General features: G+C 68.7%; 20 protein-coding genes and 1 pseudogene. 17 read left to right on the forward strand and 4 right to left on the reverse strand.

Annotated elements, in window-relative coordinates:
* Positions 1 to 116 precede the first annotated feature (116 nt).
* The 8 genes from AB0M45_RS06375 to AB0M45_RS06410 all read left to right on the forward strand — a co-directional run bounded on the left by AB0M45_RS06375 (position 117) and on the right by AB0M45_RS06410 (position 10,259).
* Positions 117 to 1,814: a DEAD/DEAH box helicase gene (locus AB0M45_RS06375; protein WP_364323538.1), complete on the forward strand. Its 1,698-nt coding sequence runs from the start codon at positions 117 to 119 to the stop codon at positions 1,812 to 1,814.
* Positions 1,815 to 1,820: 6 nt separating this feature from the next.
* A complete protein-coding gene (locus tag AB0M45_RS06380) occupies positions 1,821 to 2,663 on the forward strand; it encodes a DMT family transporter (RefSeq protein ID WP_364323540.1) in 843 nt (280 codons plus the stop codon).
* A gap of 53 nt (positions 2,664 to 2,716) precedes the next feature.
* Complete coding sequence (locus AB0M45_RS06385) at positions 2,717 to 4,153, forward strand: GuaB1 family IMP dehydrogenase-related protein (protein WP_364323542.1); 1,437 nt, start codon at positions 2,717 to 2,719, stop codon at positions 4,151 to 4,153.
* A gap of 305 nt (positions 4,154 to 4,458) precedes the next feature.
* On the forward strand, positions 4,459 to 5,841 hold the full coding sequence (locus AB0M45_RS06390) for a hemolysin family protein (RefSeq protein ID WP_364323677.1): 1,383 nt from the start codon (positions 4,459 to 4,461) through the stop codon (positions 5,839 to 5,841).
* On the forward strand, positions 5,834 to 6,898 hold the full coding sequence (locus AB0M45_RS06395; RefSeq protein ID WP_364323544.1) for a hemolysin family protein: 1,065 nt from the start codon (positions 5,834 to 5,836) through the stop codon (positions 6,896 to 6,898). The genes AB0M45_RS06390 and AB0M45_RS06395 overlap by 8 nt, the downstream gene beginning before the upstream one ends.
* A gap of 52 nt (positions 6,899 to 6,950) precedes the next feature.
* Entirely contained in the window at positions 6,951 to 7,874 is a 924-nt protein-coding gene (locus AB0M45_RS06400; RefSeq protein ID WP_364323679.1) for a 3-methyladenine DNA glycosylase, read from the forward strand.
* A 166-nt stretch (positions 7,875 to 8,040) separates the two neighbouring features.
* Positions 8,041 to 9,615, forward strand: a complete 1,575-nt coding sequence (locus tag AB0M45_RS06405) for a hypothetical protein (RefSeq protein ID WP_364323546.1) — start codon at positions 8,041 to 8,043, stop codon at positions 9,613 to 9,615.
* A 2-nt stretch (positions 9,616 to 9,617) separates the two neighbouring features.
* A complete protein-coding gene (locus AB0M45_RS06410; RefSeq protein WP_364323681.1) occupies positions 9,618 to 10,259 on the forward strand; it encodes a DUF305 domain-containing protein in 642 nt (213 codons plus the stop codon).
* A 46-nt stretch (positions 10,260 to 10,305) separates the two neighbouring features.
* Here the strand turns inward: AB0M45_RS06410 and AB0M45_RS06415 are convergent.
* Positions 10,306 to 10,452: pseudogene (locus AB0M45_RS06415) on the reverse strand (NAD(P)H-dependent oxidoreductase); the annotation flags it as partial.
* 127 nt (positions 10,453 to 10,579) lie between these two features.
* Here AB0M45_RS06415 and AB0M45_RS06420 point away from each other — a divergent pair.
* Together AB0M45_RS06420 and AB0M45_RS06425 are read left to right on the forward strand one after the other, a co-directional pair.
* Positions 10,580 to 11,314 carry a hypothetical protein gene (locus tag AB0M45_RS06420; protein WP_364323547.1) on the forward strand — a complete coding sequence of 245 codons (735 nt, stop codon included), beginning with the start codon at positions 10,580 to 10,582 and terminating at the stop codon, positions 11,312 to 11,314.
* A 162-nt stretch (positions 11,315 to 11,476) separates the two neighbouring features.
* Complete coding sequence (locus AB0M45_RS06425; RefSeq protein ID WP_364323549.1) at positions 11,477 to 11,944, forward strand: hypothetical protein; 468 nt, start codon at positions 11,477 to 11,479, stop codon at positions 11,942 to 11,944.
* On the opposite strand, the gene AB0M45_RS06430 is transcribed toward AB0M45_RS06425, so the two are convergent.
* Both AB0M45_RS06430 and AB0M45_RS06435 read right to left on the reverse strand, forming a co-directional pair.
* A complete protein-coding gene (locus AB0M45_RS06430; RefSeq protein WP_364323551.1) occupies positions 11,938 to 12,507 on the reverse strand; it encodes a hypothetical protein in 570 nt (189 codons plus the stop codon). The two genes, AB0M45_RS06425 and AB0M45_RS06430, sit on opposite strands and share 7 nt — an antisense overlap.
* Positions 12,508 to 12,559: 52 nt before the next feature.
* The gene (locus tag AB0M45_RS06435; RefSeq protein ID WP_364323552.1) at positions 12,560 to 12,700 is read right to left on the reverse strand and encodes a hypothetical protein; all 141 of its coding nucleotides are present in this window, start codon (positions 12,698 to 12,700) and stop codon (positions 12,560 to 12,562) included.
* A gap of 364 nt (positions 12,701 to 13,064) precedes the next feature.
* Here AB0M45_RS06435 and AB0M45_RS06440 point away from each other — a divergent pair, with 364 nt between their 5' ends.
* Positions 13,065 to 13,433, forward strand: coding sequence for a hypothetical protein (locus tag AB0M45_RS06440; protein WP_364323554.1), 369 nt, complete (start codon positions 13,065 to 13,067; stop codon positions 13,431 to 13,433).
* Positions 13,434 to 14,380: 947 nt separating this feature from the next.
* On the opposite strand, the gene AB0M45_RS06445 is transcribed toward AB0M45_RS06440, so the two are convergent.
* On the reverse strand, positions 14,381 to 16,561 hold the full coding sequence (locus tag AB0M45_RS06445) for a malate synthase G (protein WP_364323556.1): 2,181 nt from the start codon (positions 16,559 to 16,561) through the stop codon (positions 14,381 to 14,383).
* A 242-nt stretch (positions 16,562 to 16,803) separates the two neighbouring features.
* Here AB0M45_RS06445 and AB0M45_RS06450 point away from each other — a divergent pair, with 242 nt between their 5' ends.
* The 6 genes from AB0M45_RS06450 to AB0M45_RS06475 all read left to right on the forward strand — a co-directional run bounded on the left by AB0M45_RS06450 (position 16,804) and on the right by AB0M45_RS06475 (position 20,604).
* Positions 16,804 to 17,112, forward strand: a complete 309-nt coding sequence (locus AB0M45_RS06450; protein ID WP_364323557.1) for an SDR family oxidoreductase — start codon at positions 16,804 to 16,806, stop codon at positions 17,110 to 17,112.
* On the forward strand, positions 17,109 to 18,158 hold the full coding sequence (locus tag AB0M45_RS06455; protein WP_364323558.1) for an alcohol dehydrogenase catalytic domain-containing protein: 1,050 nt from the start codon (positions 17,109 to 17,111) through the stop codon (positions 18,156 to 18,158). Before AB0M45_RS06450 ends, AB0M45_RS06455 begins: the two co-directional genes overlap by 4 nt.
* Entirely contained in the window at positions 18,155 to 18,793 is a 639-nt protein-coding gene (locus AB0M45_RS06460; protein WP_364323560.1) for a TetR/AcrR family transcriptional regulator, read from the forward strand. Before AB0M45_RS06455 ends, AB0M45_RS06460 begins: the two co-directional genes overlap by 4 nt.
* A 295-nt stretch (positions 18,794 to 19,088) precedes the next feature.
* Entirely contained in the window at positions 19,089 to 19,625 is a 537-nt protein-coding gene (locus AB0M45_RS06465; protein WP_364323562.1) for a DM13 domain-containing protein, read from the forward strand.
* Between the two features lie 248 nt (positions 19,626 to 19,873).
* Positions 19,874 to 20,005, forward strand: a complete 132-nt coding sequence (locus AB0M45_RS06470) for a hypothetical protein (RefSeq protein ID WP_364323564.1) — start codon at positions 19,874 to 19,876, stop codon at positions 20,003 to 20,005.
* 86 nt (positions 20,006 to 20,091) lie between these two features.
* Positions 20,092 to 20,604 (forward strand): HNH endonuclease, encoded by a 513-nt coding sequence (locus AB0M45_RS06475; RefSeq protein WP_364323683.1) that lies wholly within the window; start codon positions 20,092 to 20,094, stop codon positions 20,602 to 20,604.
* The last annotated feature ends 4 nt before the right edge of the window (positions 20,605 to 20,608 follow it).

Raw genomic sequence — 20,608 nt, forward strand, 5'->3', positions numbered from 1 at the left:
TGGCGCGTCATCGCTCGAGCCGCAACGCGGTGAACCGCATCGTGCACCGCTCTCGATCCCATCGAACAGCGCGTTCTCCCTCGAACTCGCTGTGCAACGAAAGGCACACCCACCTCGTGACCCCCTCGACCACGGTCGCCGCGGCGCCCACCGTGACCTTCGCGGAGCTGGGCCTGCCCGCCGTGCTCGTGCAGGCACTGCGACGCGACGGCATCGAAATGCCGTTCCCCATCCAGGCCGCCACGGTGCCGGACGTCTTGGCCGCCAAGGACGTGCTCGGCCGCGGCCCGACCGGCTCCGGCAAGACCCTGGCCTTCGGCCTCCCGATGCTGACCCGCCTGGCGGGCGCTCCGGCCAAGCCGGGCAGGCCGCGCGGACTAGTGCTGGTGCCGACCCGCGAACTGGCCGCGCAGATCGAGCGGGCGCTCGACGAACCGGCGCTCGCGCTCGGCCTGCGCGTGGCCTCGGTGGTCGGCGGCGCACCGATCAAACGCCAAGCCGACCGGCTCGCCCGCGGCGTCGACCTGCTCATCGCCACGCCGGGACGGCTCGCCGACCTGCTCGCGCAAGGCTCCGCCGACCTGTCCGACGTGGCGATCACCGCGCTGGACGAGGCCGACCACATGGCCGACATGGGCTTTCTGCCGCAGGTGACCAAGCTGCTGGACCGCACGCCGCGCGACGGTCAGCGCCTGCTGTTCTCCGCCACGCTGGACGGCGAGGTGGACAAGCTGGTCAAGCGCTACCTGCGCGCGCCGGTCACGCACTCCACCGCGCCGCCGTCGGCGTCGGTCGCCACGATGTCGCACCACCTGCTGTACGTCCGCGACAAGGTGGCCAAGCGGGCGGTCGCCACGGAGATCGCCGCGCGTGACGGGCTGACCATCATGTTCGTCCGGACCAAGCACGGCGCCGACCGGCTCGCCAAGCAACTGCGCGGCGCGGGCATCGCCACGGGCGCGCTGCACGGCGGCAAGGCGCAGAATAACCGGACCCGCACCCTCGCCGCGTTCGCCGACGGCTCGGTGCCGGTACTGGTCACCACCGACGTCGCCGCGCGCGGCATCCACGTCGACGGGATCTCCCTCGTCGTGCACGTCGATCCGCCCGCCGAGCCGAAGGCCTACCTGCACCGGGCCGGGCGCACCGCCCGCGCGGGCGAGGACGGCGTGGTCGTCACGCTGGTGATGGACGACGAGCGCCGTGCGGTCGAGGCGATGGCACGCAAGGCCGGGGTCGAGGTCGACGGCGTCGAAGTCCGTCCCGGCGACCGCACGCTGATCGCGATCACCGGCGCGCGCCGCCCGTCCGGCGTCCCGGTCGCCCCGTCGGCCGCGCCCACGTCGACGGCTGTCACGGACACACCGAAACCCGCACGCAGGAAGCCGGGGCGGCGCGGAGAACCGGCCGCAGCGGGCAACCATGGCACCGGTGCGGCGGCACAGCCGGGTCGCTCCAGGAAGACGCCCGCGACGGGCACGCCCAAGTCCGCACGGCGGAAGCCGGGACAGCGCGAAGAACCGGCCGTGGTCACCGGCCGTGGCCCGAAGGCGGCGGCACAGTCCGGGGGTCGCTACGGGGCCGGCCGGGTCAGCGGGCCGGTGACAGCTCGGCGCGGCGGCGAAGCCGGAAAGCCCGCGGCGGGCAAAAGCGTGGCACGCACCGCGGATGCCGTACCCGTCCGGAACTCTGGCGCGGGCGAGTTCTCCCGGCCCGCCGCAGGTCCGGCCTCCGGGGACACGGCAGGGCGAACACGGCGACGCGCCGTGCGATCCCAGCAGCCGCCGCCACGTGGCAATCGCGGAGCACACTGATCGGTCGTGGAACATCCGGCCGCGGCCGTCCTCTGCGCACTGCTCGCCGCGCTGCTGTTCGCGGTCGCCGCGGTAGCGCAGCAGCGGGCGGCGGGCGCCGTGCCGGAAGGGGAATCCCTGGTCCGCTCCCTGCTGCGCAATCCGCGCTGGTGGGCGGGCATCGTCGGCGACACGGGCGGATACGCCATGCAGGTCGCGGCGCTCGCGCTGGGCGCCGTGCTGCTGGTGCAGCCGATCCTGGTGAGCGCGCTGGTCTTCGCGCTGCCGCTGTCGGCACGACTCAGCGACCGCCGTGTCACATCCCGCACCTGGGCGGCCGCGCTGGCGCTCACCGCCGCGCTGGCCTGCTTCCTGCTCGTCGGTAATCCGGCCGCGGGCAATGCGGATGCGCCACTGCGGGATTGGCTGCTACCGCTGGGCGTTCTGCTCGGCCTGATCGCCGCCGCGACCGCGGTCGGCCTCGGCGCGGCCGACCCGGCGTGGCGCGCGCTGCTGCTCGGCGCGGCGAGCGGCTCGCTGTACGGTCTGGCCGCCGCCCTCACCGCCTACGTCACCGACCTGTTCGAGCACGGTCTCGGCCAGGTGCTCGGCGGCTGGCAGACCTGGGCGCTCATCGCGGCGGGCGGCACCGGCGTCTACCTTCAGCAGCGCGCCTTCCAGGCCGGGCCGCTGGCCGCTTCGCTGCCCGCCGTCACCATCGCCGAGCCGCTGGCCGCCGCCTTCATCGGCATCACCGTGCTGGAGGAAAGGTTGCGCACGACCACCGTGGGTCTCGTCGTCACCGGTATCGCGGTCATCGTCATGTGCGCCACCACGATCACCCTCTCCCGCTCGCAAGCGGCCGCCTGACTCGTCCGGCGAACCCGGCGCCGCCGTTCCGGCTCCCGGTTATGATCGGTCAAGTGCGCTTTCTCCCCGGTCATCAGCCGCCGTACGACCTGACCTACGACGACATCTTCCTCGTCCCGAACCGAACGGACGTCGCGTCGCGCTTCGACGTCGATCTCTCGACCGCCGACGGGTCCGGCACCACCATCCCGATCGTCGTCGCGAATATGACCGCCGTCGCCGGACGCAGAATGGCCGAGACCGTGGCCCGCCGCGGCGGTCTCGTCGTGCTCCCGCAGGATCTGCCGATCACCGCGGCCGCCGACACCATCGCGTTCGTCAAGAGCCGCTCGCTGACCGCCGACACCCCGGTCACCCTCGAGCCGGACCGCTCGGTCTCCGAGGCCGTCGCACTCATGCACAAGCGCGCGCACGGCGCCGTCGTCGTGGTCGACGGCGGGCGTCCGGTCGGCGTGGTCACCGAAGCGGCTTGCGCCGATGTCGATCGTTTCGCCCGGTTGCGCGAGGTCGCGGTCAGCGATTTCGTGCGGGCACCGGCCAGCACCACCCCGCGTGACCTGTTCGACCTGATGCACGCCCAGCACGCCGACGTCGCCGTGCTCACCGCCGAGGACGGCACCCTGGCCGGCGTGCTGACCCGCACCGGCGCGCTGCGCGCCGGCATCTACCAGCCCGCCGTCGACGCCGCGGGCAAGCTGCGCGTCGCGGCCGCGATCGGTATCAACGGCGACGTGGCCGCCAAAGCCAAGTCCCTGGTCGACTCCGGCGCCGACTTGCTCGTCATCGACACCGCGCACGGCCATCAGGCCAAGATGCTCGAAACCCTGGCCGCGGTCCGCGATCTGGGTCTCGGCGTCCCGCTGGTGGCGGGCAACGTGGTCTCCGCCGAGGGCACCAGGGACCTCGCCGAGGCGGGTGCGGACATCGTCAAGGTCGGTGTCGGCCCCGGTGCCATGTGCACCACCCGGATGATGACCGGCGTCGGCCGTCCGCAGTTCTCCGCGGTGGCCGAATGCGCCACCGCGGCCAAGGAACTCGGCGTGCACGTCTGGGCCGACGGTGGCGTCCGCCATCCCCGCGACGTCGCGCTCGCCCTGGCCGCGGGCGCGTCCAACGTGATGATCGGCTCCTGGTTCGCCGGCACCTACGAGTCCCCGGGCGACCTGCGCGTCGACCGCGACGGCAACGCCTACAAGGAGAGCTTCGGCATGGCGTCCAAGCGGGCCGTCGCGGCGCGCACCGCCTCCGACAGCGAATTCGACCGCGCGCGTAAGGGTTTGTTCGAGGAGGGCATCTCCAGTTCCCGGATGCGGCTGGATCCCGAGCGGCCCGGCGTCGAGGACCTCATCGACCACATCTGCTCCGGCGTCCGCAGTGCCTGCACCTACGCCGGCGCGCGCACGCTCGCCGAGTTCCACGACCGGGCCGTGCTCGGCGTGCAGTCGGCCGCCGGATTCGCCGAAGGACGCCCGCTGCCGAGCGGTTGGTGAGCGCAGAGCCACCGCACCGGCGACGGCTGCAAAGCCACTCGGGGTACCGCCGCGGTGTGCTGGTTTCCCGACACGCGCACGAGAGCGGCACCGGCCCACGCGACCCGATGCGTGGGCCGGTAGCATAGTGGTTGCCGGATACCGGCACCACGACTTCGCGAAAGGATCCAGTTGTCACCCGCGTCCGAGGGCGCCGCACAGGAGGGCTCCTCTATCGAGCCGGGTGACAAACCCGGCGTCCTCCACCCCGCAGTAGTCCCATTCCGTACAGGCCGCTTCCCGGCACCGTTCAGGTGGTGCTGACGATGTCCGTCGCGCTCACCGCGCTCAGCCTGATCGGGTTCATCGCTCTCACGGTCGGCACCGCCCTGTTCGTCGCCGCCGAGTTCTCCCTCACCGCGCTGGAACGCAGCACCGTCGAGGCGCATGCCCGCACCGGTGACGTCCGCGCCAGGATGGTCCGCAAGGCGCACCGCACGCTGTCGTTCCAGTTGTCCGGCGCCCAGCTCGGCATCACCATCACCACGCTGGTCACCGGTTATATCGCCGAGCCGGTGCTGGCCAAGCTGCTGAAGCCGGTGTTCACCGGAATCGGACTCGGCGACGCGGCCGGGCACGGCATCGCACTCACGCTGGCTCTGATCCTGGCCACCTCGCTGTCGATGATCTACGGCGAGCTGGTACCCAAGAACATCGCCATCGCCAAGCCGCTGGCCACCGCCCGCGCCACGGCCGGTCCGATGGTCACGTTCTCGGTGGTGTTCAAGTGGATGATCCATTTCCTCAACGGCACCGCCAACTGGGTGGTCCGCAGGCTGGGCGTGGAACCCGCCGAGGAGTTGCGCTCTGCTCGCTCGCCGCAGGAACTGGGCTCCCTGGTCCGTACCTCGGCCCTGCGCGGAGCCCTCGATCAACGCACCGCCCAGGTGATGGATCGCTCGCTGCAGTTCGGCGAACGCAGCGCCGAGGAACTGATGACACCACGGGTGACGATCGAATCGCTGGACAAGGACGACACCATCGCCGATCTCATCGACGCGGCCGGCCGCACCGGCTACTCCCGGTTCCCGGTGATCGACGGCGACCTCGACAACACCCTCGGCTTCGTGCACATCAAGCAGGCGTTCACGCATCCGGCCGGTGAGCGCAGGACCCTCCCCCTGCACATGCTCGCCCGTCCGGTCCCGATCGTGCCCGCCAGCCTGGACGGCGACGAGGTGCTCGAACGCATCCGCGCCGACGGCATGCAGGTCGCCCTCGTCGTCGACGAGTACGGCGGCACCGCGGGCCTGGTCACCATGGAGGACATCATCGAGGAGATCCTCGGCGACGTCCGCGACGAGCACGACGAGGAGGAACGCGACGTGCGGCGCGTCTCGGACGGCTGGGACTGCTCGGGCCTGCTGCGCATCGACGAGGTGTCCCGGGCGACCGGATACGACGCCCCGGAAGGCGAGTACGAGACCCTCGGCGGCCTGGTTCTGACCAGGCTTGGCCGCATCCCGCTGGCGGGCGACGAAGTCGTGCTGCCGAATCCCCGCTCGCAGCAGTGGAGCGCGGTGGAGGATCCCGAGGCGGGCGGCTGGATCGCCCGGGTGGAACGGATGGACGGACGGCGCATCGACCGGGTGCGCCTGATCCCGGTCACCGCCGGCACTCTCGCCACGAGGGAGCACAGCCATGGGTGACATCTTGGGCGTGCTGCTCACGATCGTGCTGCTCGGCGGCAACGCCTTCTTCGTCGCCGCCGAGTTCGCGCTCATCTCCGCCCGGCGCGACCGGTTGGAAGCGCTGGCGGCACAGGGCAAACGCAACGCGAACACGGTGATCAGGGCGGGCGAGAATCTCTCGATGATGCTCGCGGCCGCGCAGCTGGGCATCACCATCTGCTCGATCCTGCTCGGGCGGGTCGGCGAGCCCGCCGTCGCGCATCTGCTGGAGGGCCCGTTCGAGCTGATCGGCCTGCCCGAGCAGGTGCTGCACCCGGTGGCGTTCGCCATCGCGCTGACCATCGTGGTCATCCTGCACATCCTGTTCGGCGAGATGATCCCGAAGAACATCGCGCTGGCCGGTCCGGAACGCAGTGCGCTGCTGCTGGTTCCGGTGCACTTGGTGTGGCTGCGGCTGGCCCGGCCGCTCATCGCCCTCTACAACCTGTCCGCCAACCTGTCGCTGCGACTGCTGCGGATCGAGCCGAAGGACGAACTCGAGGCGACCGTGTCCATGGTCGAGCTCGCCGAGATGATCGGCGAGTCACGCTCGGAGGGCCTGCTCGACGAGGAAGAGCACCGGCGCCTCACCCAGGCGCTCGGCACCAGCGAACGCGTGGTCGCCGACGTCGTGGTCCCGCTGCAGGCCACACGGTCGGTTCCGCTGCGCGGCAATGGGACGACGCTCGGCGACATCGAGTCCGCCGTCGCGGAGACCGGGTTCTCCCGCTACCCGGTGCGGGCGAGCGATGGCTCGCTGGTCGGCTACCTGCATGTCAAGGACGTGCTCGACAAGGTCGCCGACGAAAGCGCCGGTCCCGCGACGCCGATCCCGCGCACCGATATCCGCCCGTTGCCGACCGTCGGCATGGGCACGACGCTCTACGAGGCGCTGGCCCGCCTGCGCCGCACCAACAGCCACCTCGGCCGGGTGGTGGACGAGCGGGGCAATACCACCGGCATCGTCGCCTTGGAGGACTTGGTGGAGGAGTTCGTCGGCACCGTCCGAGACGTCACGCACCGGGTGATCGAATGACGGCCCCGGCAGCGCGTCCGGGCGGCGGATGCACCTGGGTGCCGGCGTGACCGTGCGGGTATTGCCTGGTGCGCGGTGGCGGACGGCCGCCGCGGCGCACCGGGCTCGGCTCGATGATCTGGTCGGGCCGTATCTCGAACGGCGGGCGCAAGGGTCCTCGCATCCGGTGATCGACTTCTTGTTCACCTATTACGGTCACAAACCCACCCAGCTGCGCCGCTGGCATCCGGGGTACGGTATCGCGCTCGCCGACGCGGCCGAGTACGACGGCGCCCGCGGATATCACCGCGTCACCATGGACAGTCCGGCGATCGATGCGGGCGATGCCGCGCCCGGCAACGTCTTCACCGCCGACCGCGCGTATCTGGCCAAGCGCTACGACACCCTCGCGTTCGTCGCGAATCTCTTGCGCGCCACCGCGTCCCGGCCCGCCCAGCTGTCCTGTTTCGGCCTGCACGAGTGGGCGATGGTGTACCGCACCGACGATATCCGCCACCAGCAGGTGCAGTTGCGGCTGGGACCGGCGGGCACCGACGCGGTGGTCGAATCGATGTCCTTGCGCTGTACGCATTTCGACGCCTACCGCTTCTTCACCCCGGAAGCCGTCGGCCGCAATGCCGAGCCGCTGACGCGCGCCGACCAGCTCCGCCGTGAACAGCCGGGCTGCCTGCACGCGAACATGGACTTGTACAAGTGGGGGTTCAAGCTGGTCCCGTTGATCTCCTCCGAGCTGCTGCTGGACTGCTTCGAGATGGCCTGCGCCGCCCGGGAACTCGACATGCGCGCCAGCCCCTACGATCTGTCCCGGTACGGCTACGAGCCGGTTCGCATCGAGACACCCGCGGGCCGTGCGGAGTACGTCCGCGCGCAGTCCGCGCTGGCCGAGCGAGCGGCCGAGTTGCGCCGGACCTTCCTCGGCGTCTGCGACGCACTGCTGGCCTTGGACGAACGAATCGGCAGCGGCCACCTGGACTGACGTCGCCGCAGGCGCCGATTCGGTGGAAAACTTCGCGAATCGGGCCCGGAATTCGCCGAAACCCTCCGTCAAGTTAACGAGTATTACTACCATTCAGTCAGTTCGGTGACTGTCCCAGTCAGCCCGGACAGCCCAGTTCCGAAGACGAAGTTGGGGGGACGCGACGATGCGCCCAATGGCCAGACTCTGCCGCGCCAAAACGCTGGTTCTGTTCACCATCGGCATGGTCACGGCCATGCTGCTGCCCGCGAGTGCGTCGGCTGATCCGCAATCCGACATCCAGAACGCCATCCACGAATTCTTCGACGTCGGGCGCACCGCGGTCCCCCGCGCGAACTGCGGACCCGGCTCCGCGCCGGAGAACGGTCTGCAGGGCGACGTCACCGCGGTCGACCGTGACAGCGGGCGCAGTACCCAGGGCTACCGGTGCAATATGTCCTTCGTCGGGGGGTACGCGGGCCGCGGCGCGGGCATCACCTCCACCAGCTTCGAGCACTGCGCCTATCTGGGCTCGTTCTTCCCCGGCAACCTGATCAGCGAGGCACGCGGCGTCCAGGTATTGGACGTGTCCGATCCCGCGAATCCGCGCCCGACGGTCACGCTGACCGAGCCCGCCATGCTCGCGGGCACCTGGGAGAGCCTCAAGGTCAACGCCGAACGCAAACTGCTGGTCGGCACCGGCGTACCGGTCGGTGAAGGTGTCGGCTACCTGTCGGTGTACGACGTCTCCGATTGCGCGTACCCGCGGCTGCTCAATCCGGGTCCGGGCACGAATATGCTGATGCCGCTGCCGATCACCACGCACGAAGGCGGCTTCTCCCCGGACGGCAACACCTATTGGGCGTCGGGGGTCGCGCCCGGCTTCGTCAGCGCGATCGACCTCGCCGATCCGGCCAACCCGCGCGTGATCTGGCAGGGGTTGACTGGCATCGAGGCGCACGGGTTCGGCATCAGCCCGGACGGCAACCGGATGTACATCTCCGCCCTCGGCGGATTCACCGTCCTGGACGTCAGCGCGGTGCAGCGCCGCGATCCGAATCCGCAGGTTCACCATATCGGCCGGGTGTTCTGGACGGACGGCTGGGCCACTCAGCACAGCGTCCCGGTCAGCTACGACGGCAAGCCTTACCTGTACACCGTCGACGAGGGTGGTTCCGGCGGCGTCAAACTGATCGACATCTCCGACGAGACCGCTCCCAGGGTGGCCGGCAAGATCAAGCTGGAAATCAACCTGCCGCAGCACATCGACAGCAATATCGGCTCGTCCATGGGCGGATCCGCGTTCGCGTACGAATCGCACTACTGCGCCGCCGACCGCCAGGACAATCCGACCGCGCTGGCCTGCGGGTGGATCTCCTCCGGCATCCGGGTCTTCGACATCCGTGATCCGTTCGCCATCCGCGAGATCGCCTACTACAACCCGCCCGCCCGCACCGGCCAGAACCTGAGCCTGTGGAACTCGCCGCACGCGCTGGCCTCGATCATCGGCGTGCCCTTGATGAGCACGCCGCCTGCGGTGCGCGCCGTGCTGGAAGGACAGTTCAACCCGCACGACGCCACCACGCCCCGCACCGGCCGTCTCGCCTTCGGCGACGTGTCCACGGACTGGTGTTTCTCGCCGCCGGAATGGCGCGGCTCGCAACTCTACGTCTCCTGCTCGGACAACGGATTCATGGTGTTGCAGCTGGATGACGACGTGTATTCGCCGCCGCCGGACCAGAAGTCGATAGTGGGGTCGTGACGATGTCATCGTGGACCCGGACCGCGGCCGCGGCTTGCGCGGCCCTCGCGCTGCTCGTGCTCGGCGCCGCGCTACGACCGCTGGTCTTTCCGGAAACACCTTCGGCGACAAACGTTCTCGCCGCGGTGGAAATCGGTTTCGCGCAGGACATGACCGCCCACCACCAGCAAGCACTGCTCATGGTGCAGCGGCTCGACCGCGCCGCCGATCCGGCGGTCGCCCGATTGGCCGAGCAACTCGACCGCACGCAGCGCCTGGAGATCGGGACCATGCTCGGCTGGTTACGCCTGGCAGAGGCGGCCCCGACCGCCGCGCGTCCGATGACGTGGATGCCTGACGCGCATCGGCATCCGGCTACCCTTCCCGCCGCGTCAGCCGTGAGCCCGGGAGCCATGCCGGGGATGGCGACCACCGCCGAGCTCGACGCCTTGGCGGCGGCGCGCGGCCGCGAGGCCGAAATCTTGTTCCTGCAGTTGATGTTTCGACACCATCAAGGCGGCATCGCGATGGCCGAAGCCGCCGACAGCTTGTTGCACTCCGGTCCGGTCAAGGAGCTCGCCCGCGCGATGATCCACGGGCAGGGTCAGGAAGCCGGGGTGATAGGAATGCTGCTGACCCAGCGTGGGGCCGTCCCGCTGCCCTGACCGCGTCGCCCGCTCCGTACCTCGGCACCGCCTTGCCTCCGGCCCTGTAGGCGAAGCCGCACGTGAGGACCCGATCCACCCAGTCTTTCAGGATGGCGGGCAGACCGAACCACCACAGCGGGAAATGCAGGAGAACGGTGTCTGCCCAGAGCAGTTTCTGCTGCTCCGCGCGGATGTCGGGACTGAGTGTCCCGTTGTGATGGCGGTCGGTTGGCTGCGTGATCGAAGTTCCGCACCGCGGCGCGAGATCGTACACGGTGCGGCGGTATCGTCTGATGTGGCCGGGTCATGACCGTCGGCCGGGAGAGGTTGGGGTACCGATGATTCGCACCGATGCGTTCACTGTGCCGGGACACGTGCGTGGCTATCCGGGCGTGGCGTTCGGCGGGTACGTGGCGGGACTGCTCGCCTCCGCGAGCAGCGCTGCGGAAGTGCGCGTGGACTTCCGGCGCGCGGTCACCGTTGACACCCCGATTGTGCTGTCCGCCGACAGCTCCGGCGGTGCGACGCTGACCGATCAGGACGGCGCCGTGCTGGCCGAAGCGTCGGCGTCAGTGGTCACGGTCAACCCACCACCCGTGCCCACCTGGGCGCAGATCCAGGCAGCCACCGCCACCGCGCAGGTGCTGCGCAAGATGAGCCACTGCTACGGATGCGGCGCCGCCTGCCCGCCCGGCCGCGGGCTGCGGCTGTCGCCGTGGGCCGTTCCCGCACACGACATGGTCGTCACCGCTTGGACACCCGACCCATCCCTCGGTGGACCCGATGGCCTGCTTTCCACCGAAAATGTCTGGGCCGCTGTGGATTGTCCAGGCGGCTGGTCCGCGATGGCGCTGCGCGACCTGCGCCCCGGCGCGGTCACCGCAGCCCTCACCGCCACCCAATTCGAGCCCGTCCGTGCCGGCGAGCCCTATATCTCCTACGGCTGGCCGATCTCCCGAGACGGCCGGAAATACACGGTCGGCGTGGCCCTGGCCCGCGCCGACGGAACCCTCTGCGCCCTCGCCGAAGCCCTCTGGATCGAACCCCGCCAGGCAGTGCCGATCGAGTGGTGATACGCGCCACCCTACCTGTCGGTGGCTATCGGTACCGTGCCCGCCATGCCGTCGTCAGTTCACGAAGTACTTATCGAATTGGTCCGCCGCAGACCAACTTTGGTTGCCGAGCTCCTGACTTCCACACTCGGACTGACACTTCCCGAGTACGATCACGCGCGCGTGGACTCCGGCGACCTACCGGATATCGAACCGACCGAGTATCGCCCCGACCTGGCCGCCCTCTCGGCCATCGCCCACCGCAACGACCCCGAACGCGACTCGATTCTCACCGCCCTCGCTGCGACTGCGCACCACTCCGCGGACGGCAAAAGGTACATTGACCTGGTACTGGCTGCACTGCCGAAAGCAGCGGCCCGACACTTCCTGGAGATGCTGATGAAAACCGACACGTCCCCCTACTACAGCGAGTTCTTCAATCAGCTGCACGCCGACGGCGTCGCCGAAGGCGAAGCCATCGGCGAAGCCAAATCGTTGCTGACCGTGCTCGCTACTCGCGGATTCGACGTCCCGGCGACGCTCGCCGCCCAGATCACAGCCTGCACCGATACGGCTCGTCTCACCGCCTGGATCACCCGCGCCGTCACGGCTGACACCCTCGAAGAGGTCTTCGACGACCGGGTTCAGTGATCGTCCACGAACCGGTACCACTGCCGGTCGAACGCGGCGTACTCGATGCCGTCGATGGCGGGCGGGCCGAGGTGGGGTGGGGTCGCCGGGTCGCGGAAGTAGGCGAATCCTTCCGAGTTCGATTCGCCCGCTTGGGTATAGAACAGGCAGCCACCGTCGCGGGGTGTGATGAAAGTGATGGTGTAGAGGCCAAGGCGGGTGCGGTGACCTGGGTTGACGCAATCGGCGGCTTGGTCTTCGAGGATGGCGCGAGTGAGTTTCCAGCCGGTGCTCTGCGGCACGCCGTACAACGTCAGCCCGACCAGGACCGCGATGAGGACGGGTGACGCGAGGCTGTAGAAGTACGCGCGGTAGCGAAGCAGCCCGAGCAGTCCGAACAGGGTAGCGATCCCGCCGAGCACGCCGAGCACCACCCACAGCACGACAAGTGTCGGGAAAGTTCCCTGGGCGGCCAGCTGCCAGAACAGAGCTGCACAGCACACCGCGACACAGGCGGTCAGCAGTCCCATCCACAGCACGAACCAACGGGGAGTGCGCTTGCGCACGGGACCTGCGGAGTTCACCTGTTCAAGATACGAGCGGCAACGGTTTCCCGCGTGGAATCGGAGTCACGGGTTACAGCTGCGCGGTGGAGTTGGCGGAGAGCACCGCCGCGCGCGTGGACGGAGCCCGCGCCAGGCTCACCGCCACGTCGGTGACCTCGTGTTCGGTGGTCACGTCGCTGGTGTGCCGTGCGTCGATCACCGCGACCGCCACCGATGGCGATCATCAGCGCGAGCACCACGAGTTACACGACCAGCGAGGGAGAGCCGCGGGCCGCGCGGCCATCCTCTCGCCGCGAGCGCTCGGGTTGGACCCTGCGGCGTCCGGGAAGCGACGACGTCGCACGAGCTGACCTCCACTGAACGTTATGCACCAAAAGTGACCCACGTCATACTTGCCGCAATAATTTATGTGCATGCGGCCCAAACGGCCCGCACGCGGAAATATTTTTATCCCGATCCCGAGAAGGGGGCAATGACGCCGTCACTCATCGAGCAGCGAAGCTGCAACGAAGCACTTTTCCGGGGCTGAAAAGGATACTCGCTCTTCATCATCCACCATCGATACGAGACGCACCATGAGTATAGGGAACAGCAACACAGGGGACGTCAAGTGCCCGCCCGACGCGAGGTTCCGGCCGCTGGTGTACGGATACCTTCGCTTGGACTTGCTGAGCGGTTCGGAACTCTCCCAGTGCCATGCCCAGCTGGAAACGTTCGCCAGGGAACACGGCTACGAGTTCGCGGCGGTGTTCCACGAGTCGCCACCACAGAGCTGGTCGGTTCCGCAGGCGTTCGCCGAGCTCGTGCACGCGTGCCGTCGCTCGGGCGCCCATATGGTCGTCACGCTCGCGGGCCATCTGTCCGGGATGGCGATGTCGCGAATTTGCCTGCTGGATTTCCTCGCAGCCCGCGGCAATGCGCACCTCATGGAATTGCCGGCATGACACGTCGAGGTGTATTTCGTTCCCGAGTCGCCCCCCACGGCGGTGGTTCCGGGATCGACGATGACCAGCACGATCCAGATGGGATGTCTCCTGGAGCAGGATTTCGAGGACGATGAAAGAAGTCGAGAGATACGGATTCCGGGTGCACTACCGCACTGCCGATGGGCAGGCGTATCAGTCCGAGTGCATCCGTGCGGGGAATCTGCACCGCGCGTTATACCTCGCCAATAAACTGACCGGCCGGACCGACGTATACCGGGTCGACATCCTCGGGAGCCATGAGACGCAATGGATCCAGGCATGAATTACGCCGGGCAGGCACTTCATCGCCGACGCGATGGGCTAGCCGCTCAGCCTGCCCGAAGCGCTCGGCCTGCCGCTGTTCTGATCATCGCCTCCAAGGGCGCGACTTCGGGAACGGGTGTTGCCCACCGAACTGTGTTCACGCGCCCGCGCCAGCTGGTCGGTCGGCTCGCTACCGGCGGGTGCAAACAAACATTCCGGATGGTTTTTGAATCCGGCAGAGAAAGGAAGATCCCCCGGCCAGCGCCCTGACCAGGGGATCCGATGCTCGAGGCGACTAGCGCACCCGCAGGCTCACAGCGGCGGGAAGCCCGCCGATCCGGTGGCCATCCAATTCCAGAACATCGCCGCGCGGTTGACGACCATTGCCACGATGTCGAGCACAACGCTTCCCATGAATCTTCCTCACAATTGACGTCCTCCCCGACCTGAGTGAGGCCGGGGATTTCTGGCTGTTCTACGCGACAGCCAGAGGTTCCTGCTTCACAGACCGGCCATCGCCGAGGTCTCCACAGGCTGTCACCGCAAGTCCTGCGGCGGCACCCAGGGTAACGGACTGATAACAGGATCGAAAGTCGCGATCTTCCCGAAAAGCGCGAATCCCCCGACCGAGTCGCGGCCGAGGGATTCGCGCGCTGCAGAGATTAGACGCAGGCCAGGGCCTTCGCCTCGCGACGACGGCGGTGCAGGATCGGCTCGGTGTATCCGTTGGGCTGCTTCGTGCCCTCCAGGATCAGTTCCTTCGCCGCCTGGAAGGCAATGCTGCCCGCGAAGTCCGGCGCCATGGGCCGGTAGTTCGGGTCACCGGCGTTCTGCCGGTCCACGACGGGGGCCATCCGCTCCAGGCTGGCCACCACCTCGTCGGCGGTGACCACGCCGTGGCGCAGCCAGTTCGCCATCAGCTGGCTGGAAATACGCAGGGTCGCACGGTCTTCCATGAGCGCGACGTCCTTGATGTCGGGCACCTTGGAGCAGCCGACGCCCTGGTCGATCCAGCGCACCACGTAGCCGAGGATGGACTGCGAGTTGTTGTCCAGCTCCTGGCGCTTCTCCTCGTCGGTCCAGTTCGGCGCGGCGGCCAGCGGGATCTGGAGGATCTCGTCGACGGTGGCGCGGCCGCCGCCCTTGGCGATCTCCTGCTGCCGCTTGAACACGTCGACCAGGTGGTAGTGGGTCGCGTGCAGGGTGGCGGCGGTGGGCGAGGGCACCCACGCGGTGTTGGCGCCCGCGCGCGGGTGACCGATCTTCTGCGTGAGCATGTCGGCCATCAGGTCCGGCATGGCCCACATGCCCTTGCCGATCTGCGCACGCCCCGGCAAACCTGCGCTGAGACCTGTGTCGACGTTCCAGTCCTCGTAGGACAGGATCCACTGCTGGGACTTCATGTCGGCCTTGCGGACCATCGGCCCGGCCTCCATGGAGGTGTGGATCTCGTCGCCAGTGCGGTCGAGGAATCCGGTGTTGATGAACACGACGCGCTCGGCGGCGGCCTGGATGCACGCCTTCAGGTTCACCGTGGTGCGGCGCTCCTCGTCCATGATGCCGACCTTGAGGGTGTTGCGCTCCAGGCCGAGGACGTCCTCGACCCGGCCGAACAGCTCGTTGGTGAACGCGACCTCGTCGGGGCCGTGCATCTTCGGCTTCACGATGTAGACCGAGCCGGTGCGGCTGTTGGTCAGCTTCGCGTCACCGGCCAGGCTGTGCTTGGCGATCAGCGAGGTGATCAGCCCGTCCATGATGCCCTCGGGCACCTCGTTGCCCTCGGCGTCGAGAATCGCGTCGGAGGTCATCAGGTGACCGACGTTGCGCACGAACAGCAGCGAACGGCCGTGCAGCACCAGCTCACCGCCCTCCAGCGCGGTGTACACGCGGTCGGGGTTCATGGTGCGCGTGAAGGTCTTGTCGCCCTTGGTGACCTTCTCGGCGAGGTCGCCCTTCATCAGGCCGAGCCAGTTGCGGTAGCACAGCACCTTGTCCTCGGCGTCCACGGCGGCGACCGAGTCCTCGAAGTCCATGATGGTGGTGACCGCGGACTCCAGCACGACGTCCTTGACGCCCGCGGTGTCGGTGCTGCCGATCGGCGACTGCGGGTCGATCTGGATCTCGATGTGCAGGCCGTTGTGCTTCAGCAGCACCGAGCTCGGCGCCTGGGGATCACCCAGGTAGCCGACCAGCTGGGAGGCGTCGGCCAGACCGATGCTGGTGCCGTCCTCCAAGCCGACCTCCAGCTCGCCGTCGACGATCTTGTAATAGGCCGAACCGATGTGCGAACCGGTGATCAGGGTGACCGCGTCGTCGAGGAAGTTGCGCGCCCACTCGATGACCTTGTCGCCGCGCACCTTGTTGTAGCCGGTGCCCTTCTCCGCGCCGCCCGCCTCGGAGATGGCGTCGGTGCCGTAGAGCGCGTCGTACAGCGAGCCCCAGCGCGCGTTCGCGGCGTTGATCGCGAAGCGGGCGTTCATCACCGGCACCACCAGCTGCGGGCCCGCGGTAACGGCGATCTCGTCGTCGACGTTCTTGGTGGCGATCTGGAAATCGGCGGGCTCGGGCCGCAGATACCCGATCTCGGTCAGGAAGTTCTTGTAGGCGGCCTTGTCGTAGTTCGCGCCGGGGTGCTCGGCGTGCCAGGCGTCGACCTTGCCCTGGATCTCGTCGCGTTCGGCCAGCAGGGCGCGGTTGCGCGGAGCGAGATCGTTGATGACCTGTTCGGCGCCGGCCCAGAACGCGGCGGAATCGACGCCGGTACCGGGAAGCGCCTCGTTCTCGACGAATTCGTGGAGAACGCCGGCCACCTGGAGCCCGCCGACCTGAATCCGCTCTGTCATCTACTGCCTCACTTCCGAGAAAGCCAAGTGGGAAACAGGGTCATGTTACCCGCGGGTAGTGGTACCACCGCGCGCCGGGTCATCCGGCCTCTGCCCCATCCATTCCGCCACGCCGTGGTGAACAGGTTCGTCACCCGGCGGGTCTTGCGGCCGTCGGCGGTCGGCCGCACAGCCCCTTGATCGTATCGTGGGGCCGATTTAATGTACTGATCGGAACATTTACCGACACAGCAGGAGTTCAGGTGTCACTCACCGACAGGGTCGCCGTCCTCACCGGGGCGAGCCGGGGCTTGGGCAAGCAGATGGTGCTCGCGTTCGCCGAAGCGGGCGCGGACGTGGTGATCGCCAGCCGCAAGCTGGACGGAAGCGCCGCCGTCGCCGACATCGCCACCGCGTGGCCGGACGAGCTGCGCACCGAACTCACCGAGCACAACGCGCTGCGCAGGGTCGGCGAGCCGGACGAGGTCGTCGGCTCCGCATTGTTCTTCGCAACCGATGCTTCGACGTTCTGCACCGGAGCGACGCTCGCCGTGGACGGATGCCGGCGATGAAAGCACTGACTTACGAAGGCCCCGAACAGATTTCGTACTCCGATCGTCCCGACCCCGCGCTGCCCGGACCCGACGGCGCGATCGTCCGCGTAACCGCCACCGGGATCTGCGGCAGCGACCTGCACATCTACGGCGGACACGGTTTCGTGTCCACCACCGGCTACTGCGTCGGGCACGAGGCGGTCGGCGAGATCGTCGAACTCGGGCCGCAGATCCGCGGTTTCTCGGTCGGGGACCGCGTGCTGGTGCCCGCTTCCGTGGGCTGCGACAGCTGCTCCCAGTGCCGCGCCGGGATAGTCGCCGCGTGCGCTCGGCACCCGCTGCCGGTCGAGGCCTGCTACGGTCTCGGCGGCTCGCTGCCGGGCTGCCAGGCCCAGCTGCTCGCCGTCCCGCACCCCGCGGGAAACCTGGCGAAGCTGCCCGACGAGGTGAGCGACGCGGCCGCCGTCGTGCTCACCGACAACGCGCCCACCGCCTGGTACGGCGCCCGCCGCGCCCGGATCGCCCCGGGCGACACGGTCGTGGTGATCGGGCTCGGTCCGGTCGGGCTCATGGCGGTCCAGTCCGCGTTCGCGATGGGCGCGGCGCGGGTGCTCGGCGTCGACCTGCTCGCCGAACGCCGCAAGCGCGCCGCCGACCTCGGCGCCGAGCCGGTCGAGTCGGACGATCCGAAGCAGGCGATCCGGGAAACGCTCGGCGGCGGCGCGGACGTGGCGATCGAGGCGGTGGGCGCCGACGCCACCATCAAGCTCGCGATCAGCGCGGTCGGGCACCGCGGCCGGGTCAGCGTGGTCGGCGTGAGCCAGAACCGCGCCTATCCGTTCCACATGATGGCGGCGCAGGTGAAGGAGCTCGAGTTCCACATCGGACTGTGCTCGGTCCAATACGAACTGCCCGCCCTGCTGAAACTCACCGCGGGCGGCAGGATTCGGCCCGAAGCCGTGGTCACCCACCAGCTTCCGATGTCCGACGGACCCGCCGCCTACCGCATGTTCGCCGATCGCACCGACGGTGTGGGCAAGGTCGTGCTGGACCCGGCCCGATGACCGCGCCGTCGCGCCGCCGCGGCCGCCCGCCCGCCACCGAATCGACGGCGAGCGACACCAGGGACCGGATCATGCGCGCGGCGATCGACCTGTTCGCCGAGAAGGGATTCCACGGCACCGGCGTGGCCGAGATCGGCGAGCGCGCCGACGTGCAGCGCGGCGCGCTGTACTACCACATCGGCTCGAAGGAAGAGCTGCTGTGGCAGATCCTGCGCGACTACATCCAGCTGATGCTCGTCGACGCCGAACAGATCGCCGCGGGCCCGGACGACCCGATCGCCAAGCTGCGCAAGTTGATCCACAGTCACGTCCGGTTGATCATTCGCCATCAGCGTGAGGTGGCGATCCAGTTGCGCGATGTCGGCGCGCTGACCGGCGAGCGGGCCGCCGAACTCCAGGAGCTGCGCGACCGGGTCCAGCGCTGCTGGCAGCGGGTCATCGACGCGGGCCACGCCGAGGGGCTGGTGCACACCGACGACCACGTGGTCACCAACAGCGTGCTCGGCATGCTGAACATGGTGACGTTCTGGTACCGCCCGCACGGCGACCGCTCCCCCGGCGAGATCGCCGACATCCTCGCGACCACCCTGCTCGACGGCGTGGTGACCGACGCCGCCCGACATCCGAAACGCTGATTTTGCCGTGGAGGTGATGGCCAGCTGTGAGGACCCACCGAGGTGCACAAGATCACGCTGGCGAAGAAGTTCCTGAAGGACTACGCGCCCGGCGACCCGGTGTACCCGTGGCGGATACCGGCCCGGGACGCGGGAGAAGGCGGGCGAACTCGTGTCCCAGCGCCTCGAACACATCGTCGGGAATCTCCGACCCGCGTGGACCGGACCACGGACATGCCGCTACCCGCACCATTGTCCGGTGGAGGCGCCGGCCTCCAGGCAGAATGAACTGTCAGGCCACGTCCGAGGAGATGCCATGGTGTCCGCACGCAGGATCACCCGTTCGCCGATCACCTGGATCGTCGCCGTGCTGGTCGTGGCCGGGCTCGGCGTCGGCCTGGCCCTGTTCCAGCCGTGGCGGTTGTTCACCGACACCACCGTCCAGGAGGCGGCGCCGTCGGTCTCCACCGTACCGGCACCCGGTGCCGAGGTACCGCAGCCCCGCGCCATCGCCCACGGCACGTTCGTCTCGCATGAGCACGCGACGGCGGGTACGGTCGTGGTCTTGCAACTGCCCGACGGCGGCAGGGTGCTGCGGTTGGAAGACCTCGACACCTCCGACGGGCCCGACCTGCACGTCTGGCTCACCGACGCGCCGGTACGCGAGGGGCGCGACGGATGGTTCGTCTTCGACGACGGCGTGCACACCGACTTGGGCAAGCTGAAGGGCAACCAGGGCAGTCAGAACTACACCGTCCCCGCCGACGCGGACCTCACCCAGCTGACCAGCGTCGCCATCTGGTGCGACCGGTTCAACGTCTCCTTCGGCGCGGCCGAGCTGCGTCCAGCCTGATCGACCTGGCGGTCAGGCGCACGATCGGCAGTGCCCGCCCGCACACCACCCGAAGGGCCGTGCGGCACGCCATCGGCACGTCAGCGAGGCAGCTCCCATCCATCCGGGGCACCGCTGATCGATGACGCGCTCGCGGCACCGCACCGCCGAAAATGACCCGACAACGGCGGGTGCGCTGTGCCACCATGTGTTTCGACGATGACCACCGCATCGAGGGTGGTCACTGAGCAGTGAGAGGAGGGGCGGCAGTGATTCCGGAGACGGCCAAGCGAATGGATGTCGAGATGAGGCGGTTGTCGACCGCGGGCGACGCGTTCGGCGAAGCTCCCAGTGCGCGGCACGGCGAACCGGACGACAGCCGCCTCCAGGCCATCGGCTGACCGCCGCATCCCTCTCATCCTTCGCTCGATTCCCACGAAACATGGTGATTCCCATGACGTTCCGCCGTGCCGTCGATCCGGCGGTGATGACCGCCGACAACTGGATACACACCGGAGTCCTCGTCCTGAACGCCTCCTACGAGGCGCTGGACGAGATCAAGGCCGACCGGGCCGTGGTGCTGCTCGTCGCGGGTGCCGCGGAGTCGATCGCCGACCGCGAACCGCACTTCCCGATCCGGTCGCGGCACGTGGAACTAGCTCTGCCGCAGACGATTCGGCTGCTGCGCTACGTCTACCTGACCCACAGCACGCTGGCCGACGACGAGAGCAAGGCCACGTTGGCGGGCGTGCTGCGCCGTGACAACCACCGGTGCGGCTACTGCGCGGGCTGGGCGCGCACCGTGGACCACATCCGGCCGCGGTCCCGGGGCGGCCCGAACACCTGGAGCAACCTGGTGGCCTGCTGCGCTCCATGCAATACCGCCAAGGCCGACCGCACCCCGGAGGAGGCGGGCATGCGTCTGCTCTGGGAACCGAAGGCACCCACCCACCGGGTCAGGCAGCAGCGGCGGATCTGGAAGCAACTCGCCACCACCTGACCAC

Source organism: Nocardia sp. NPDC051787 (assembly GCF_040681325.1).
In the GTDB taxonomy this organism is placed as follows: domain Bacteria; phylum Actinomycetota; class Actinomycetes; order Mycobacteriales; family Mycobacteriaceae; genus Nocardia.

Coding starts and splice junctions, on each gene's coding strand:
- AB0M45_RS06465 (WP_364323562.1), top strand. CDS start 19,089: ATGGTGTCCGCACGCAGGATCACCCGTTCGCCGATCACCTGGATCGTC.
- AB0M45_RS06405 (WP_364323546.1), top strand. CDS start 8,041: ATGCGCCCAATGGCCAGACTCTGCCGCGCCAAAACGCTGGTTCTGTTC.
- AB0M45_RS06445 (WP_364323556.1), bottom strand. CDS start 16,561: ATGACAGAGCGGATTCAGGTCGGCGGGCTCCAGGTGGCCGGCGTTCTC.
- AB0M45_RS06390 (WP_364323677.1), top strand. CDS start 4,459: ATGTCCGTCGCGCTCACCGCGCTCAGCCTGATCGGGTTCATCGCTCTC.
- AB0M45_RS06455 (WP_364323558.1), top strand. CDS start 17,109: ATGAAAGCACTGACTTACGAAGGCCCCGAACAGATTTCGTACTCCGAT.
- AB0M45_RS06440 (WP_364323554.1), top strand. CDS start 13,065: ATGAGTATAGGGAACAGCAACACAGGGGACGTCAAGTGCCCGCCCGAC.
- AB0M45_RS06420 (WP_364323547.1), top strand. CDS start 10,580: ATGATTCGCACCGATGCGTTCACTGTGCCGGGACACGTGCGTGGCTAT.
- AB0M45_RS06460 (WP_364323560.1), top strand. CDS start 18,155: ATGACCGCGCCGTCGCGCCGCCGCGGCCGCCCGCCCGCCACCGAATCG.
- AB0M45_RS06475 (WP_364323683.1), top strand. CDS start 20,092: ATGACCGCCGACAACTGGATACACACCGGAGTCCTCGTCCTGAACGCC.
- AB0M45_RS06395 (WP_364323544.1), top strand. CDS start 5,834: ATGGGTGACATCTTGGGCGTGCTGCTCACGATCGTGCTGCTCGGCGGC.
- AB0M45_RS06410 (WP_364323681.1), top strand. CDS start 9,618: ATGTCATCGTGGACCCGGACCGCGGCCGCGGCTTGCGCGGCCCTCGCG.